Raw genomic sequence first — 17181 nt, forward strand, 5'->3', positions numbered from 1 at the left:
GCCGTGCTGCAGGTTCTGCCCGCCATGGAAGCGGGCGGCGTCGAGCGCAGCGCCGTCGATTTCGCCGCGACCGTGACGGAGTCGCGCGGCCGGGCCTTCGTGGTCTCCGAGGGCGGCCAGATGGAGCGCCACCTGCAGCGCGCCGGGGCGCGCCACATCGCCATGCCGCTGGCCACGCGAAATCCGGCGCGGGTCCGGGGCAACATCGACCACCTGTCCCACATCATCCGGAGCAACGGCGTCGATATCCTCCACCTGCGCAGCCGGGGGCCGGCCAAGATCGCCCAGGCCGCGGCGCGGCGCACCGGCTGTCGCCTGGTAACCGACTTCGGCGCGGCCAGTATGGCAGGCAACCTGCTGCAACGTGCGCGCAGCCGGATCCTTACCACCGGCGACCGGGTCTCCGTCGTCTCCGAGTTTCTCGCCCGGCACCTGATCACCACCTTCAATGTCGATCCGGCGCGCATCCGCGTCGTGCCGCGCGGCGTCGACCTCGACGTCTTCTGCCCGGACCAGGTGTCGCCGCAGCGGGTCATTCGCCTCGCCACGGAATGGCGTCTGCGCGACGGCATGCCGCTGATCATGATGCCGCCGCGCTTCACGGCCTGGAAGGGCCAGGCCTTCTTCTTCGACGCGCTCGCCGCGCTCAAGGAGATGGAGTTCGCCTGCGTCGTGATCGCCACCGAGCGCGGCCGGACTTCGAACCGCGACGAGCTGGAGCAGATGGTCAGGCGCCGCGGTCTGGAAGACCGGGTCTTCGTGCTCGATCACTGCAACGACATGGCGGCCGCCTACATGTTGGCCGACACCGTGGTCTGCCCGGGGCCGCGCCCCGAGGCCTTCGGCCGCACCATCGGCGAGGCCCAGGCCATGGGGCGCCCGGTCGTGGCGAGCGACCACGGCGGCGTCCGCGAGCAGGTGCTGGCCGACGAGACCGGTTTCCTCTACCCGCCGGGCGACGTCCAGGCCTTGGCGACGGCCTTGCGCCGAACCATCGGCCTGAGCGCCGAGCATCGGCGGCACATCGGCCGCCAGGCCGAGACCCACGCCCGCAGCCGCTTCGCCAAGGACCGGGTGGGCGAATTGGTCCTGGACCTCTACCGCGAGCTGCTCGAGGAGTCCGGCCGCGCCGGCTTCGGCGCGGGCCACGACCGCGATTTCGGGGCGGCGCAGTAGTCAGCCATCGCGGCACCTCAATTAAACATATGTAATCAAGCGACTTACTATAGCGGAAGGTGCAAAGCCGCGGTCCCGGTTAAGGGGAAATTAACCATGGCTGCCGCACTCTTGAGCTGTCCGGACAGTTTCTTGAGCGACCAGGGGTAACTGGTTTGTCCGGAAGCGCGCCGTGCCGTGCACGGGTCGATCCCGTGCCGGGCGTGACGCTCAGCAAAAAGATCGGGAGCCGGCAATGGCCATTTCCTCACCCTCCGCACCAACTTCCAACCTGGCGAGCGGCGCCCAAGCTTCGGCCGACTCCGGACAGGAGCAAGTGAACTGGCTCCTGGCGCGCGCCCGGGGGGCGCAGGAAAGGCCCTACCACTATCTGCTGCTGCTGCGCTTCGTGCTGATCAACCTGCTCGGGCTCGGCCTGCTCGGGGCGGCCCACGCGCAGGGTTGGGTCGAGATGGTCGTACAGGCCGACGCTTCCCGCCTCTCCATCGTGATCGCGCTGGTCTTCGTCGTCGGCCTCGGATACTGCGCGCTGCGCGTTTTCCAGACCAGCAGCGAGCTCAACCACATCAAGTCTTTCGACCCTTTGGTTCAATCGGCCGTGGGCGACTACATCGCCAAGCTGCGCGGCCGCGGCGGCGAGAGCCGCTCGATGCTCTCGGCGTCGCTGCGCATGAAGCTGTCACAGCGCATCTCGCTGGTTCGCCACATCGCCGGAAGCCTCGTCCTGCTCGGCCTGATCGGGACCGTGATCGGATTCATCATCGCGCTCTCCGGCGTCGACCCCGAGAGCGCGTCCGACGTCCAGTCGATCGCGCCCATGGTCTCCAGCCTGATTGAGGGCCTGTCCACGGCGCTCTACACGACGCTGATCGGTTCGGTGCTCAATGTCTGGCTGATGATCAACTACCGCCTGCTCGCCGGCGGCACGGTGAAGCTGATCACCGCGCTGATCGACTTCGGAGAAGACAATGCAAGAGCTTGATTTCCTGGAAGAGGACGACAGCGATACGGTCTTTCGCGACGTCATCTTCCTGGCTCTGGCCGGCTTCATCGCGATCGTCATCCTGCTCCTGCCCCATCTCAACCCGCCGGCCAAGGCTGAGGAGGAATCGCCCAGTCCGGGCAACGTCATCGTCGAGATTCGCTGGCCCGACGACTTCAACACCGACGTCGACCTCTGGGTCGAGGCGCCGGGCGACGTGCCGGTCGGCTACTCCAACAAGGGCGGCCTGGTGTTCAATCTGCTGCGCGACGACCTCGGCCTGCACGCGGACTACTCCGGGCTGAACTACGAGGTCTCCTACAGCCGCGGCATCCCGCCGGGCGACTATACGGTCAACCTGCACCTCTACCGGGATCTCTCCGGCCGCCTGCCGGTGCCGGTCACCATCGTGGTCAGCGTCAAGAAGGCGCCGGGCAAGGCGGCCAAGCAGGTGCTCGCCACCCAGATGAAGCTGGTGACCGAGGGCGAGGAGGTGACGGCCTTCCGCTTCTCGCTCGACGAAGAGGGGCGCCTCGTCAAGGGCAGCGTCCACGACCTGCCGCGGCCCCTGCGCTCGGGGAAGAAGTCGTAATGGAAAACCTGGTCATCTACTTCGCCGCCGCTGCCGCGCTCGCCGGGCTGCTCGCCTCGATCGCGCTCTGGGCGCCGCGCCAGCTCTGGATCAAGCTCTCCGCCCTGACCGCGACCGCGCTCTTCCTGCCGGCCAGCTACGTCAGCCTCGCCGACCTCTTGAGCCGGCCGAAGCCGATTCATTTCGAATGGAGCGAGGCCACGGTCTCCAAGGCCGACGTGCTCTCGGCGCGCCTGGAGGAGGACGAGGCGATCTATCTCTGGCTGGCGATCGACGGGGTGCAGGAACCGCGCGCCTATGTGATGCCCTGGGACCAGGAGATGGCCCGCCAGCTGCACGACGCCCAGCGCCGCGCCGAGGCGGAAGGCTCCGCCGTGCGGATGAACCAGCCCTTCGAGAAGTCGTGGGACAAGCGGGAGCGCAAGTTCTACGCCGCGCCCCAGCCGCCGGCCCCGATGAAGGACGTGCCGCCGCAGAGCCCCGAGATCTTCAAGAAGTCGGGTCTGCAGAGAGATGCCGCGCTTGCCCGCTAGCGCGCCTTCGCCGCGTCGGGGATTCTTGACTTGAGGCCAATACCTTATATCTTGCCGCCTCCGTTGAGGGTCGCTGAATTCCAGTAATCGACAAGATGGTCGCCATCACGCTACCCGACGGAAGCGTGCGCAGCTTCGAAGGGCCGGTGACGGGCGCCGAAATCGCCGCCGACATCGGCCCACGGCTTGCCAAGGACGCGCTTGCCGTCAAGGTCGACGGCGTGGTCAGGGACCTCGCCGCGACGATCGCGCACGACGCCGCGGTGGAGATCGTCACCCGCGGCCACGGGGACGCGCTCGAGCTGCTGCGCCACGACTGCGCCCACGTGCTGGCGGAGGCCGTGCAGGAGCTCTATCCGGGCACCCAGGTGACCTTCGGACCGGCGACGGAGACCGGCTTCTTCTACGACTTCGCGCGCAGCGAGCCGTTCCATCCGGAGGACCTGGAGCGCATCGAGGCGCGCATGCACGAGATCGTCGAGCGCGACGAGGCGATCAGCCGCGAGGTCTGGGACAAGAGCGACGCCATCCGCTTCTTCCAGGACCTGGGCGAGAAGTACAAGGCCGAGCACATCGAGACCCTGCCCGACGAGGCGGAGATCTCGGTCTACCGCCAGGGCGAGTGGCTCGATCTCTGCACCGGGCCGCACCTGCCCTCGACGGGCAAGCTCGGCCATGCCTTCAAGCTGACCAAGATCTCCGGCGCCTACTGGCGCGGCGACGCCCGCAACGAGCAGCTGCAGCGGATCACCGGCACCTGCTGGGAGAGCGAGAAGCAGCTCAAGGCCTACCTCAGGATGGTCGAGGAGGCGGAGAAGCGCGACCACCGCCGTCTCGGCCGCGAGATGGATCTCTTCCACCTGCAGGAGGAGGCGGTCGGCAGCGTATTCTGGCACCCCAAGGGCTGGACCCTCTGGCGCACGGTGGAGGGCTACATGCGCCGCCGCCTGGAGGACGAGGGTTACCTCGAGGTCAAGACGCCGCAGCTGATCGACCGCGGGCTCTGGGAGGCCTCGGGCCACTGGGAGAAGTTCCGCGAGCACATGTTCATCGCCGAGTCCGAGGACCGGGTGCTGGCAGTCAAGCCGATGAACTGCCCGGCCCACGTCCAGATCTACAAGCAGGGGATCACGAGCTACCGCGACCTGCCGCTCCGGATGGCCGAGTTCGGTTCGTGCCACCGGAACGAGCCCTCGGGCGCTTTGCACGGCCTCATGCGCGTGCGCGCCTTCACCCAGGACGACGCCCACATCTTCAGCACCGAAGACCAGATCAACAGCGAGACGGTCAAGTTCTGCGAGCTGCTGATGAGCGTCTACCGCGACTTCGGCTTCGAGGACGTGATCGTCAAATTCGCCGACCGGCCCCCCGTGCGCGCCGGCAGCGACGAGGTCTGGGAACGGGCCGAAAAGGCGCTCAAGGACGCAGTCGAGGAGACCGGCATCGAGGTCTCGATGAATCCCGGCGAAGGCGCCTTCTATGGCCCCAAGCTGGAGTTCGTGCTGCGCGACGCGATCGGCCGCGACTGGCAGTGCGGCACCTTCCAGGTCGACTACGTGCTGCCCGAGCGCCTCGACGCCCACTACATCGGCGAGGACGGCGCAAAGCACCGGCCGGTCATGCTGCACCGGGCGATCCTCGGCTCCTTCGAGCGCTTCCTGGCGATCCTGATCGAGCACCACGCCGGGCGCTTTCCGCTCTGGCTGGCGCCGGTCCAGATCGTGGTGGCGACCATCACCTCGGACGCCGACGCCTATGCCGAAGAGGTGGCGGCGGCCCTGCGGACGGCCGGCCTCCGGTCCGAAGTCGATCTGCGCAACGAGAAAATCAACTACAAGGTGAGGGAGCACTCCCTCGCCAAGGTCCCGGTGATTGCCGTGGTCGGCAAGCGCGAGGCGGAGGAGCGGTCCCTCGCGCTCCGTGTGCTCGGCGGCAAGCAGCAAGAGATCCTTGCGCTCTCAGACGCAGTCACTAAACTTTCGGACGAAGCGGCGGCGCCCTGATGGTCGGGAAGTCAAACGAGTGCGCGCCCTTCGGTTCCGCGGCGGGGGGCGACCGCGCGGCCGCGGAACCGGGAAGACCCGCAGTCACATAAGACCCGTAGTGACAATAGATAGTAAGGAGACTCGGCCATAGCGAGGCCACCTTTCGACCCCACGCCGTCCCGCGACGGACCGCGTGTCAACGAGCAGATCAGCGTACCGAAAGTCCGGCTGATCGGTGCCGACGGCGAGAACGTCGGCGTCGTGACGGCTCAAGAAGCCCTGGAGCAGGCCTACGACGCTGGGCTCGATCTCGTCGAGATCTCGCCCAACGCCGACCCGCCGGTATGCAAGGTCACGGATTACGGCAAGCTCAAGTACGTCAGCCAGAAGAAGAAGGCCGAGGCGCGCAAGAAGCAGAAGGTCATCGACGTCAAAGAGATCAAGATGCGCCCGAACATCGATCAGCACGACTACGATGTGAAGATGCGCTCGATCCACCGCTTCATCGCCGAGGGCGACAAGGTCAAGGTGACCATGCGTTTCCGCGGCCGCGAGATGGCGCACCAGGAGATCGGCATGAACGTGCTCAACCGGGTGCGCGACGAGCTCGAGGAGACCGCCAAGGTCGAGCAGTTCCCCAAGATGGAAGGGCGCCAGATGATCATGGTGATGGCGCCCCGCTAGACCTGTCCGGGGCCGGCGCCGCCGTCTCGAGCCGCTTTCGAATCCGTCGATCCGGCCGGTTCTCCGGGCCTTGTCTTGGCCTGCCGGCCCCGCTATAACCTTGCGCTTCCGAACCGGGCGGCGCGGCCATGAGGGCATGCCCGACCGCCCCGATAACCCAGACGCTCCGGCCCCAGGCGGGCCCGGAGCCTTCGACCAAAGGACTGCGAAATGCCCAAGCTCAAGTCCAAGAGCAGCGCGAAGAAGCGTTTTCGCCTGACCGCCTCCGGCAAGGTGCGGATGAACTACGCCTGCAAGAACCACATGCTCCGCCGGCGTTCCCAGAAGATGAAGCGCAAGGCCCGCGGCACCAAGATCATGTCGGCCCCGGACGCGCGGATCATCACGCGCAACTTCCTGCCCTACGCCCGATAGGAGGCCGCCATGGCACGTGTGAAACGCGGCGTGACCACGCACGCCCGCCACAAGAAGGTCCTGAAGCAGGCCAAGGGCTACCGGGGCCGCGGCAAGAACGTCTACAAGGTCGCCATCGAGCGGGTCGAGAAGGCGCTGCAATACGCCTACCGCGACCGCCGGGTGCGCAAGCGCGAGTTCCGGGGCCTCTGGATCCAGCGGATCAACGCCGGCGCGCGCGAGCACGGCATGACCTATTCCCAGTTTATAAACGGCATGAAGCAGGCCGGCATCGAGCTGGACCGCAAGGTCCTGTCCGATCTGGCCACGCGTGAGCCGGCTGCCTTCAAGAGCCTGGTCGAACAGGCTCAGGCCGCGCTCGCCGCCGCGCCGACGAAGGAATAGACCGGGACCGCGGCCGGCGCTCCGAATCGCCGCCGCGGGGGCGAGATGGAACTGCACAACCTCGACGCTCTGAAGACCGACCTGATGGCCCGGGTGGACCAGGCGGCGAACCTGGACGCCCTGGAGCAGCTGCGCGTCGAGGCGCTGGGCAAGAAGGGCCAGGTCACCCAGCTGATGAAGAGCCTGGGCGGCCTGCCCGCCGACGAGCGCAAGGAGCGGGGCCAGGCCTTCAACCGGCTCAAGACCGAGCTCGCCGAGGCGATCGAGGCGCGGCGCCAGGACCTGCAGGACGCCGACCTGGAGACCCGCCTGCTGGACGAGCGGATCGACGTGTCGTTGCCGGCCCGCCCGGCCGAGCTGGGACGGATCCACCCGATCAGCCACACCATCGAGGAGATCATCGCGATCTTCGGCGAGATGGGCTTCTCGGTCGCCGAGGGGCCGCATATCGAGGACGATTTCCACAACTTCGCGGCGCTCAACATCCCGCCCGAGCACCCGGCGCGCCAGGAGCAGGACACCTTCTACCTGCCCGAGGGGGCGGACGGCGAGCGCAAGGTGCTGAGGACCCATACATCGCCGGTGCAGATCCGCACCATGCAGAAGACCACGCCGCCGATCCGCATCATCGTGCCGGGGCGGACCTTCCGCGCCGACTACGACGCGACCCATAGCCCCATGTTCCACCAGGTCGAGGGCCTGGTGATCGACGAGAAGACCCACATGGGCCACCTGAAGGGCACGCTGATCGAGTTCTGCCGCGCCTTCTTCGACGTCGACGACCTGCCGGTGCGCTTCCGGCCGAGCTACTTCCCCTTCACCGAGCCCTCGGCAGAGGTCGACATCGGCTGCTCGCGCAAGGGCGGCGAGCTCAGGATCGGCGCCGGCGAGGACTGGCTGGAGATCCTCGGCAGCGGCATGGTGCACCCCAAGGTGCTGGAGAACTGCGGCATCGATTCGTCCCGCTACCAGGGCTATGCCTTCGGCATGGGGATCGAGCGCCCGGCCATGCTGAAGTACGGCATCCCTGATATGCGCATCATGTTCGAGTCGGACCTGCGCTGGCTGAAGCACTACGGATTCGTGCCGCTGGAGACCCCCTCGATGGTGCGGGGGCTGTGATGAAGGGCGAAACAAGAACCAACCGGCCCTCACCCGCTTCGCTTCGCTCCGCCACCCTCTCCCAAGGGAGAGGGTTATGTTGGCCCTCTCCCTTGGGAGAGGGTGGGCCCCAATGCGATAGCATTGGGAGGGTGAGGGCCATTTGTTCTCTTGATGCCGGTAACCCGTGTCCGAGGGGAGCGGCCTAGCCATGGCGATGAAGTTCACGCTCTCCTGGCTCAAGGAGCACCTGGAGACCGAGGCCTCGCTCGAGGAGATCACCGACAAGCTCTCGATGATCGGCCTCGAGGTCGAGGGCGTGGAGGATCGCTCCAAGGAGCTGGCGCCCTTCACGGTCGCCTACGTCAAGGAGGCGAAGCAGCATCCCGACGCCGACCGGCTCCGGGTCTGCATCGTCGACACCGGCACGGAGGAGGTCCAGGTGGTCTGCGGTGCGCCCAACGCGCGCACCGGCATGAAGGGCGTCTTCGCCGCCGCCGGCAGCCACATCCCGGGCACCGGGATCGACCTCAAGAAGGGCGTGATCCGCGGCGTCGAATCCAACGGCATGCTGGTCTCGGAGCGCGAGATGGGCCTGTCCGACGAGCACGAGGGCATCATCGACCTGCCCGAGGACGCCGAGGTCGGCACGCCCTTCGCCAAGATCCGCGGCCTCGACGACCCGGTGATCGAGATCGCCATCACGCCGAACCGGGGCGACTGCCTGGGCGTGTTCGGCGTCGCCCGGGACCTCGCCGCCGCCGGTCTCGGCACCCTGAAGGGCGCGCCCACGGTGACCGTCGAGGGCAGCTTCGACAGCCCGGTCAAGTGGCTGCGCGACCTGCCGGACCAGGCCGCCTGCCCCTGCGTGGTCGGCCGCTACTTCCGCAACGTCAAGAACGGCCCCAGCCCCAAGTGGCTGCAGGACCGCCTGCACGCCATCGGGCTCCGGCCGATCTCGGCGCTGGTCGATATCACCAACCTGGTGACTTTCGACCTGGGCCGCCCGCTTCACGTCTTCGACGCGGACAAGCTGGCCGGCGATCTGACCATGCGCATGGCGCGCGACGGCGAGGAGATCTTGGCGCTCGACGGTAAGACCTACACCCTCGACTCCGAGATGACCGTGATCGCCGACGCCAAGGGGGTCCAGGGCATCGGCGGCATCATGGGCGGCGAGCTCACGGGCTGCACCGAGGAGACCACCAACGTCTTCCTAGAGGTCGCGCTGTTCGATCCGATCCGCACGGCGACGACCGGACGCCGCCTCGGCATTCTCTCCGACGCCCGCTACCGCTTCGAGCGCGGGCTCGACCCCAACTCCGCCGACTGGGGCGCGGAGGTCGCCGCGCTCCTGGTGCGGGAGCTCTGCGGCGGCGAGGCAAGCCACCCGGTGAAGGCTGGCGCGATCCCGGCCTGGGACCGGAAGCTGACCCTGCGCCCCGAGCGGGTCGGCGGGCTCGGCGGCCTCGACCTGCCGGCCGAGACCAGCGCGGACATCCTGGAAGGCCTCGGCTTCGGGATCGAGAGAGGCAAGACGATCCAGGTCCAGGTGCCGTCCTGGCGTCCCGACGTCGAGGGCGAGGCGGACCTGGTCGAGGAGATCCTGCGGCTCTACGGCTTCGACGCCATTCCCGTGGTGCCGCTGATCCAGGAAACCGCGTTGCCGCACCCGACCCTGACCCGGCGCCAGCGCTTCACCCACCTGGCGCGCACGGCCTTGGCCTGGCGCGGCCTCAACGAGGCGGTCACCTTCTCCTTCATCTCCGAGCCCCAGGCCGAGCTGTTCGGCGGCGTGCCGGACAACCTGCGTCTGGTCAACCCGATCTCGACCGACCTCGTGATCATGCGCCCCTCGGTGCTGCCGACCCTGGCCGAGGCCGCTGCGCGCAACGCCGACAAGGGCCTGGGCGACGCCGCGCTGTTCGAGGTCGGGCCGCAGTACCGCGACGATTCGCCGACCGGCCAGGACCAGGTCGCGGCCGGCCTGCGCGCGGGACAGTCGCACCGCCGCCACTGGGACTCGACGGGGCACCCCGTGGATGCCTTCGACGCCAAGGGCGACGCGCTCGCCGTGCTGGAGGCCTGCGGCGCGCCGGTCGCCAACCTGCAGGTGACGACCGACGCGCCGGCCTGGTACCACCCCGGACGCTCCGGCAGCCTGCGGCTGGGACCGAACGTCCTGGCCACCTTCGGCGAGCTGCACCCTAAGGTCGCCCGCGCCATGGAACTGCGCGGCCCGGCGGCGGCCTGCGAGGTCTTCATCGACCGGATTCCCGAGCCCAAGGCCAAGGCCGGCGGCAAGCGCAAGCCGCTCCTGGCGCTCTCCGCCTTCCAGCCGGTCGAGCGAGACTTCGCCTTCCTGATGGACGCCGGGGTGCCGGCCGAGAAGGCGATCCGCGCCGCCAAGGGCGCCGACAAGACCCTGATCTCCCGGGTCGAGGTCTTCGATACCTACGCCGGCAAGGGCATCGAGCCGGGCAAGAAGTCCCTCGCGCTGGCCGTCACCCTGCAGCCCACGGAGAGAACCCTGACCGATCCCGAGATCGAGGCGGTCTCGGAGAAGATCGTGGCCCAGGTCACAAAGGCGACGGGCGGGGAGCTGCGGGGCTAACGCTCACCAGAGCAGCTCCCTCAATCCGATCGCGATCAGGATCACGCCGGCCAGTCCCTCGAAGACGCGACTCGCCCGCGCGAGACTGCTGCCGCGCTTCTCGATCAGCCTCGAGAGCGCCTGGCGGGCGAGAACCGAGAGCGCCGCGACCCCGCCCAGCGTCGTCAGGATGCCGAGCATCATGGCGAGCGCGAAGACCAGGCCCGCCTCCGGGATCCCGCGCGCCATTGCGTAGACCATGACGAAGAGCGTCAGCGGGCAGGGGATCAGGCCGGCGATCACCCCGACGGCCGGTCCCTCGGCGTGGCTGTATTCCGGGTGCCGCGCGGCGCGCCAAACCATCCAGAAGCCGATGGCGGCCAGCAGGCCGCGGCTGAGGTCGGCCAGGAGCGGCGAGTCGGCGCCCTGGCCCAGGCTGTGGGAGATCAGCGGCAGGGCCAGAAGGGCGATGGCGACCGCCGAGAAGACGTGGGTCACCGCCAGGGTCGCGGCGACGCCGAGGCCGCGCGCCACGGAAACGGGCGAACCGGCGACGTAGGTCGCCAGCACGGTCTTGCTATGGCCCGGCGTCATTGCGTGGATCGCGCCGAAGAACACGCCCAGCGGCAGCACCGCGGCCAGCGCGAGCCAGGAGCGCTCATCGGCGAAGGCCTGGAGGTCGAGCGCAATGGCGTCGCGAACCCAGCGCTGTATGGCAAAGAAGGCTTCCAAGGCTTAGCCGACCACCAGATCGTGCTCTTGACCACCCTTCGACAAGCTCAGGATGAGGTATGTTGTCTGATACATAGCTCCCTCATCCGCGCGATGCGCAAGTGCTTCGCACTCTTGTCGAAGGGTGACGGTGCCGCCTTAGCGCTGAATCGTGCAATTGACTTAGCCCTGGGTCGGCCAGTGCCGGTGCTCGTCGTCGATGACGAAGGCGTGGGCGTGGCTGCGGTCCGCGCCGCCGCGGGCCGTGGCGCGGATATGGGGGTGGTCCGGCGGCAGGTCGTCGTGGCTATGCGGCAGGACCTCGGGGTCGTCCTTGGGCCAGATGTTGCGCGCGCCGACCAGGCCGATAGCGGCGATCGCCCCCAGGGCCAGGAAGGCGGCGTCGAGCCCGGCGGCCAGGCCGAGCCAGCCGGCCAGGGGGTAGGTTACCAGCCAGCAGGCGTGGGACAGGGCGAACTGGGCGGCGAAGACCGCCGGCCTGTCCTCCGCGCGCGCTGAGCGGCGCAGAAGGCGGCCCGAAGGCGTCATGACCAGCGCGTTGCCGAGGCCGAGGCCGAGCCAGCCCAGGAGCAGCAGGGGCCACGCGAACGCCCCGCCGAGGCCCGAGACACCGAGCGCGACCAATAGGACCGTCATGCCGGCCGCGCCGCCCAGCATGACCGGCCGGTCGCCGAGGCGCTCGAGCAGCCGGGGCGCGGCGAGCGCGGCGGCCATGGAGCCGGCCCCATAGACCGCTAGCGCCAGGCCGACCTCCGCCTCGCCGAAGCCGAGCAGGCCCTTGACGGCGACCACGGTGTTGACGATCACCATGGCGCCGGCCGCGGCGACGGCGGCGTTGAGGGCCAGCAGGCCGCGGAGGCGCGGCGTCGCGAGATAGATCCTGAGGCCCCGCGTGGTCCGCCCGAGCGGGCCGGCCTCGGCGGACGCGGCCTTGGGGCTCGGCGGGCGGGCGGCCAGGACGAAGGCGGCCGAGGCGAGGAACCCGACCACGGTTCCGGCGAACAGCCAGTGGAAGCTGACGAAGAGCAGCAGGGCGGCGGCCAGGCCCGGACTGATCAGGCTCTCCAGGTCGTAGGCGAGGCGCGAGAGCGAGAGCGCGTTGGTATAGTCCTTCTCGTCCGGCAGGACGTCGGGGATGGTCGCCTGAAAAGTCGGCGTGAATACCGCCGAGGCCGACTGCAGCAGGAATATCAGCAGGTAGATCTGCCAGACCTGATCGACGAAGGGCAGGGCGAGCACCACCGCCGCCCGGACCAGGTCCATGGCGATCAGCAACGCGCGCCGGGGGAAGCGGTTGGCGTAGGCGCCGGCCAGCGGCGCGATGCCGACGTAGGCGATCATCTTGATCGCCAGGGCCGTGCCCAGCACCGCGCCGGCCTCCGCGCCGGCCAGCTCGTAGGCCAGCAGCGCGAGCGCCACCGTGGCAAGGCCGGTGCCCAGGATCGAGACCGCCTGCGCGGCGAAGAGGCGGCGGTAGGTGGGGTTCGCGAGCGGCGCGAGCATTGCCGCGATTATGCACCGCCGCGCCTCCGCGCCAAGCCGCCGGATCAGAAAGTCTTAGCACTTGTCGCCTATAGCTGGCCGCTTGGAGCGGATCGCGGCAACCTTTGGGTCCTCGCGCTCATGAAATATGTCCTGGTCGGCCTGGTGCTCTTGTGGATCGCCTACGATGTCGGCGGCGGCATCCTGTGGGGCCTGTCCGAGGCCCGGCACAAGCAGCTCGCCGAGATGCCCATGGCCGAGCTGCTCCAGACCGTAGCCGAGGGCCGCAAGCGCAAGCAGGGCGAGGAGCTCTTTCTCCATGCCGTGCTGGTCGACGCCTACCCGGGCAGAAACGACCTGCGCGACGAGTTGATCCAGGATGTTAAGCTGACCCGACGGACGCGTGACCAGCTCGAGGCCAAATGGTCGCGCGGCTGGCGTTCGGGGGCCGAGCACAAACTGGTGGGGCTGACCTGCCGGGACACGCGCCTGCGACTCCTGCTGAGCCGCGGCGCCGAGGTGATCTACCGGATCTCGGACCGAGACGGCGCCTTCGTCACGCAGATCCAGGTCCAGAACCGGCAGTGCGGCTGAGACCGGACCGGTCGCGGCCGACAAAGGCTCCGGTTCCCCCGACTGCCGAGTTGTAGCAAGATGAAGCCCGGCGCGGCAGGGGCGAGGCAGGGGCGAGGACGTGAAGGATCCGAAGCAGACCGTCACCCTGATCGGGGCGCCGACCGACATCGGCGCCGGGCACCGCGGCGCGTCGATGGGCCCGGAGGCGCTCAGGGTCGCCGGGCTCGAGCCCGCGCTGAGGCGTCTGGGCTTTCCGGTGAAGGACGCCGGCAACCTGGTCGGGCCGCCCAACCCCAATCTGCCGCCCGAGAACGGCTATCGACACCTGGCCGAGACCGCCGCCTGGTGCCGCAGCCTGGAGGCGGCCTTCTCCGCGGCCTTGCAGGCGGAAACGCTGCCGATCCTGCTCGGCGGCGACCACTGCCTCGCGATCGGGTCGATCGCCGCCGTGGCGAAGCACTGCGCGGAGCAGGACAAGCCGCTCTCGGTCCTCTGGTTCGACGCCCACGCCGACTTCAACACGCCGGCGACCTCGCCCTCGGGCAACATCCACGGCATGCCGGTCGCCATTCTCTGCGGCCAGGGGCCCGCGGCGCTGACCGGCCTCGGCGCCGGCGCGCCGATCCTCGACGCCGCCCAGATCGTCCAGATCGGCATCCGCTCGGTCGATCACGTCGAGAAGCTCGCGGTCGTCGGGAGCGGCATGACGGTCTACGACATGCGCATCATCGACGAGCGCGGCATGCACGCGGTCATGGCCGAGACCTTGGAAGCGGTGCAAAAACGCGGCGGCCACCTCCACGTCAGCTTCGACGTGGACTTCCTCGACCCGGCCATCGCCCCCGGCGTCGGCACCACGGTGCTGGGCGGCCCGACCTACCGGGAAGCCCAGCTCGCCATGGAGATGATCCACGATTGCGGCCTGATGGCCTCCCTGGACATAATGGAGCTGAACCCGGCTTTCGACATCCGTAACCAGACCGCCGATATGGTGGTCGAGCTGGTGGCGAGCCTGTTCGGCGAGCAGATTCTGAGCCGCCACAAGACGTCTTTCGACTGACCAGGGTCGCGCGGCCCGCTCTCGAGGAGCAGAGATGACTGATCAGCAGGAATCGCCCCCGGTCGGCAAGCGGGAAATCTTCGAGATCGAGGCCGAGCTCGGGGCGCACAACTACAAGCCCCTCGACGTCGTGCTCTCGCGCGGCGAGGGGGTCTGGGTCTGGGACATCGACGGCAAGCGCTATCTCGACTGCCTCTCGGCCTACTCGGCGGTTAACCAGGGCCACTGCCACCCCAAGATCCGCGAGGCCATGGTCGAACAGGCCGGCAAGCTGACTCTGACCTCGCGGGCCTTCCACAACGACCAGTTGGCGCTGTTCTACCAAGACATCTGCGAGCTCACCGACGCTAGCAAGGTGCTGCCCATGAACAGCGGCGCCGAGGCGGTCGAGAGCGCCGTCAAGGCGGTGCGCAAGTGGGGCTACGAGGTCAAGGGCGTGCCGCAGAACCAGGCCGAGGTCGTGGTCTGCCGCAACAACTTCCACGGCCGCACCCTGATGATCGTCGGCTTCAGCACCGACCCGACGGCGCGCGGCGGCTTCGGGCCCTTCGCCCCGGGCTTCAAGGTGATCCCCTTCGGCGACGCCGAGGCGCTGGAGGCGGCGATCACGCCCAACACCGTCGGCTTCCTGGTCGAGCCGATCCAGGGCGAGGCCGGGGTCATCATCCCGCCCGACGGCTACCTCAAGGCGATCCGCGAGATCTGCAGCCGCCACAACGTCATGCTGATCCTCGACGAGATCCAGACCGGCCTGGGCCGCACCGGCAAGCTCCTGGCCGAGGAGCACGAGTCGGTCGAGGCCGACGTCACCCTGGTCGGCAAGGCGCTGTCCGGCGGCTTCTACCCGGTCTCCGCCGTGCTCTCCAACAAGGACGTGCTGGGCGTCCTGAAGCCCGGCGAGCACGGCAGCACCTTCGGCGGCAATCCGCTGGCCTGCGCCGTGGCCCGCGCCGCGCTCAAGGTGCTGGTCGAGGAGGGCATGATCGAGAACGCCGCGGAGATGGGCGACTACTTCCTCGCCGCCCTGAAATCGGTCCGCAACAACGCGATCAAGGAGGTGCGCGGCCGCGGCCTCATGCTGGCGGTCGAGTTCGAGGCCGAGGCCGGCGGCGCCCGGCAGTACTGCGAGGCGCTCAAGGCGCAGGGCCTGCTGTGCAAGGAGACCCACGTCAACACGATCCGCTTCGCCCCGCCCCTGGTCATCACCCGCGACCAGGTCGACTGGGCCATGGAGCGCATCGAGCCGGTTCTGATGAAGTCGCACAACTAGGGTTTGGGGACTATCACATAGGTGAGCACTTCGTAGTGCGTTTAAAAGCACGGCGTCATATCGCCGATCTTCAAGCTGATTACCTTTGATTGCCTATTGATTTGGACCACGCCGGCACGGCGGCCGTGCACAGGGTTTCAATCCGGGGGCAAAAGAAATGGCCAAGCATCTCTGCGAGACACAGCAGCAAGCTCGTCAGGCCGTGGTCATCATTCACGGCATCGGTGAGCAGCGGCCGATGGAGACGCTTCGGCGTTTTGTCGTCGCAGTCTGGCCGCGCGAGGCGCCACCGCTCCACGCGGACTCGCGACCGCTGGTCTGGAGCAAGCCGGATCTGACTTCGGGTAACTTCGAGCTTCGCCGATTGACGACGGACTTCGATGAGAACTGCGCCCGCACGGATTTCTTCGAGTTCTATTGGGCCCATCTGATGGAAGGCACCCAGATTTCCCACGTCTTCTCCTGGGCGCGCCATCTCTTGTGGCGCTTGCCCTGGCACGTCCCGGGTCCATTGTTGGTGACCTTCTTTCTGCTCTGGATTGTCGGCCTCCTGATGATCGGCGGTGCCGTGGTGATCTTTCTTCATGAGGAGCTGGAGCTCAATGTACTTGGTATCGCCGCGCCCGGTGTCTTCTTCGCCAGCGTGCTCTTGGTCGTTGCATTGATTCGGGAAGCGATCATCAAACCCATCGTCGGCGATGCAGCCCGTTACCTCAGTGCCGCGCCCGCCAACGTGAAGGTACGCCACGCGATCCGCGAGGCCGGGATCGACCTGCTTCAGAAGCTGCACGACAAGAATAAGTATGACCGTATCATCGTAGTGGGCCACAGCTTGGGCAGCGTCATCGGCTACGACGTATTGACCCACTTGTGGCCGCGCTACAACCATACCTTCAACCCCGCAAGCAATCCGGGCTACGAGGCGTTGACCAAGCTCGAAGGTCTGGCCCACCAGCTAGCAGAGGCGCGGAAGAAGCTTGCCATTCCAAACTGGCGCGGCCAGTGGCCACGCTTGCTTGATCAAGACGAGGAGTTGGCAGCCGGCTTTCGCGCCGCCCAAGTGGCATTTCAGCAACACTTGCGCGAGACAGGGAACGCTTGGCGCGTGACCGACTTCATCACCTTGGGGAGTCCGCTGACCTACGCGGATGTCCTGATCGCCGAGGATGACGAGCAGCTTCGCGAGTTTCAGGAGCGACGGGTCTTGCCCATCTGCCCCCCTGTCCTCGAAACTCCGACGGGTGAGAAGGGTGAGCGCTTCTCTTATAACCCGCCGGCCAAACCAGACGACGTACAGCCTGAAAAGCGGCGCGTGCCGCATCATGCTGCCGTCTTTGCCGCAGTGCGCTGGACGAATCTTTACTTTCCGGCCCGCCTCGTCTTTTTGGGCGATCTGATCGGCGGGCCGCTGGGCGGTGCACTGGGTTACGGCATTAGGGACGTGAAGCTGGAGCGCCAGCGCGGGGTTCGCTGGCTCAGTCACACCAAATACTGGCACGTTTTTCCTCCCTTCTGCGAAATGGCCGATCACCTCGAACAGCTCCGCAAGGCGCTCGGTTTGCACGTCAAGGGCTATGTGTTCGGCGAGGACGCCGAGAAGTAACCCGCTTGACGCCA

The 17181-nt window shown here is 67.7% G+C and carries 16 protein-coding genes; 14 read left to right on the plus strand and 2 right to left on the minus strand.

Annotated elements, in window-relative coordinates; translation table 11 throughout:
* The first annotated feature begins 3 nt into the window (after positions 1-3).
* The 10 genes from QNJ67_04845 to pheT all read left to right on the plus strand — a co-directional run bounded on the left by QNJ67_04845 (position 4) and on the right by pheT (position 10465).
* Positions 4-1176, plus strand: coding sequence for a glycosyltransferase family 4 protein (locus QNJ67_04845; GenBank protein MDJ0608283.1), 1173 nt, complete (start codon positions 4-6; stop codon positions 1174-1176).
* Between the two features lie 316 nt (positions 1177-1492).
* Complete coding sequence (locus QNJ67_04850; protein ID MDJ0608284.1) at positions 1493-2158, plus strand: MotA/TolQ/ExbB proton channel family protein; 666 nt, start codon at positions 1493-1495, stop codon at positions 2156-2158.
* Positions 2145-2750 (plus strand): hypothetical protein, encoded by a 606-nt coding sequence (locus QNJ67_04855; GenBank protein MDJ0608285.1) that lies wholly within the window; start codon positions 2145-2147, stop codon positions 2748-2750. Before QNJ67_04850 ends, QNJ67_04855 begins: the two co-directional genes overlap by 14 nt.
* Positions 2750-3283 (plus strand): hypothetical protein, encoded by a 534-nt coding sequence (locus QNJ67_04860; GenBank protein MDJ0608286.1) that lies wholly within the window; start codon positions 2750-2752, stop codon positions 3281-3283. Before QNJ67_04855 ends, QNJ67_04860 begins: the two co-directional genes overlap by 1 nt.
* A 95-nt stretch (positions 3284-3378) precedes the next feature.
* Positions 3379-5286 (plus strand): threonine--tRNA ligase, encoded by a 1908-nt coding sequence (gene thrS, locus QNJ67_04865; protein MDJ0608287.1) that lies wholly within the window; start codon positions 3379-3381, stop codon positions 5284-5286.
* Between the two features lie 129 nt (positions 5287-5415).
* Positions 5416-5952, plus strand: coding sequence for a translation initiation factor IF-3 (gene infC, locus QNJ67_04870; protein ID MDJ0608288.1), 537 nt, complete (start codon positions 5416-5418; stop codon positions 5950-5952).
* A gap of 210 nt (positions 5953-6162) precedes the next feature.
* A complete protein-coding gene (rpmI, locus tag QNJ67_04875; protein ID MDJ0608289.1) occupies positions 6163-6366 on the plus strand; it encodes a 50S ribosomal protein L35 in 204 nt (67 codons plus the stop codon).
* 9 nt (positions 6367-6375) lie between these two features.
* Positions 6376-6750, plus strand: coding sequence for a 50S ribosomal protein L20 (rplT, locus tag QNJ67_04880; protein MDJ0608290.1), 375 nt, complete (start codon positions 6376-6378; stop codon positions 6748-6750).
* A gap of 51 nt (positions 6751-6801) precedes the next feature.
* Positions 6802-7872, plus strand: a complete 1071-nt coding sequence (pheS, locus tag QNJ67_04885; GenBank protein ID MDJ0608291.1) for a phenylalanine--tRNA ligase subunit alpha — start codon at positions 6802-6804, stop codon at positions 7870-7872.
* Between the two features lie 196 nt (positions 7873-8068).
* Entirely contained in the window at positions 8069-10465 is a 2397-nt protein-coding gene (gene pheT / locus QNJ67_04890) for a phenylalanine--tRNA ligase subunit beta (GenBank protein ID MDJ0608292.1), read from the plus strand.
* Positions 10466-10468: 3 nt separating this feature from the next.
* Here pheT and QNJ67_04895 read toward each other — a convergent pair whose 3' ends face one another.
* Positions 10469-11176, minus strand: a complete 708-nt coding sequence (locus QNJ67_04895; GenBank protein ID MDJ0608293.1) for a sulfite exporter TauE/SafE family protein — start codon at positions 11174-11176, stop codon at positions 10469-10471.
* A gap of 162 nt (positions 11177-11338) precedes the next feature.
* Positions 11339-12679 (minus strand): MFS transporter, encoded by a 1341-nt coding sequence (locus QNJ67_04900; GenBank protein ID MDJ0608294.1) that lies wholly within the window; start codon positions 12677-12679, stop codon positions 11339-11341.
* A gap of 120 nt (positions 12680-12799) precedes the next feature.
* Between QNJ67_04900 and QNJ67_04905 the strand changes: the two genes are divergently transcribed.
* From QNJ67_04905 to QNJ67_04920, 4 genes are all read left to right on the plus strand, one after another.
* Complete coding sequence (locus tag QNJ67_04905; protein ID MDJ0608295.1) at positions 12800-13252, plus strand: hypothetical protein; 453 nt, start codon at positions 12800-12802, stop codon at positions 13250-13252.
* 100 nt (positions 13253-13352) lie between these two features.
* Positions 13353-14294, plus strand: a complete 942-nt coding sequence (rocF, locus tag QNJ67_04910) for an arginase (protein MDJ0608296.1) — start codon at positions 13353-13355, stop codon at positions 14292-14294.
* Positions 14295-14328: 34 nt separating this feature from the next.
* Entirely contained in the window at positions 14329-15564 is a 1236-nt protein-coding gene (rocD, locus tag QNJ67_04915) for an ornithine--oxo-acid transaminase (protein ID MDJ0608297.1), read from the plus strand.
* A 157-nt stretch (positions 15565-15721) separates the two neighbouring features.
* Positions 15722-17167, plus strand: coding sequence for a hypothetical protein (locus QNJ67_04920; protein MDJ0608298.1), 1446 nt, complete (start codon positions 15722-15724; stop codon positions 17165-17167).
* Positions 17168-17181 lie beyond the last annotated feature (14 nt).

The organism is Kiloniellales bacterium, from assembly GCA_030064845.1.
Lineage (GTDB): Bacteria > Pseudomonadota > Alphaproteobacteria > Kiloniellales > JAKSDN01 > JASJEC01.

Bases quoted from the DNA above. Each gene is read 5' to 3' on its own strand.
- QNJ67_04900 (MDJ0608294.1), bottom strand. From the start codon at position 12,679: ATGCTCGCGCCGCTCGCGAACCCCACCTACCGCCGCCTCTTCGCCGCG.
- thrS (MDJ0608287.1), top strand. From the start codon at position 3,379: ATGGTCGCCATCACGCTACCCGACGGAAGCGTGCGCAGCTTCGAAGGG.
- pheT (MDJ0608292.1), top strand. From the start codon at position 8,069: ATGAAGTTCACGCTCTCCTGGCTCAAGGAGCACCTGGAGACCGAGGCC.
- rplT (MDJ0608290.1), top strand. From the start codon at position 6,376: ATGGCACGTGTGAAACGCGGCGTGACCACGCACGCCCGCCACAAGAAG.
- QNJ67_04905 (MDJ0608295.1), top strand. From the start codon at position 12,800: ATGAAATATGTCCTGGTCGGCCTGGTGCTCTTGTGGATCGCCTACGAT.
- rocD (MDJ0608297.1), top strand. From the start codon at position 14,329: ATGACTGATCAGCAGGAATCGCCCCCGGTCGGCAAGCGGGAAATCTTC.
- QNJ67_04920 (MDJ0608298.1), top strand. From the start codon at position 15,722: ATGGCCAAGCATCTCTGCGAGACACAGCAGCAAGCTCGTCAGGCCGTG.
- QNJ67_04855 (MDJ0608285.1), top strand. From the start codon at position 2,145: ATGCAAGAGCTTGATTTCCTGGAAGAGGACGACAGCGATACGGTCTTT.
- rpmI (MDJ0608289.1), top strand. From the start codon at position 6,163: ATGCCCAAGCTCAAGTCCAAGAGCAGCGCGAAGAAGCGTTTTCGCCTG.
- QNJ67_04860 (MDJ0608286.1), top strand. From the start codon at position 2,750: ATGGAAAACCTGGTCATCTACTTCGCCGCCGCTGCCGCGCTCGCCGGG.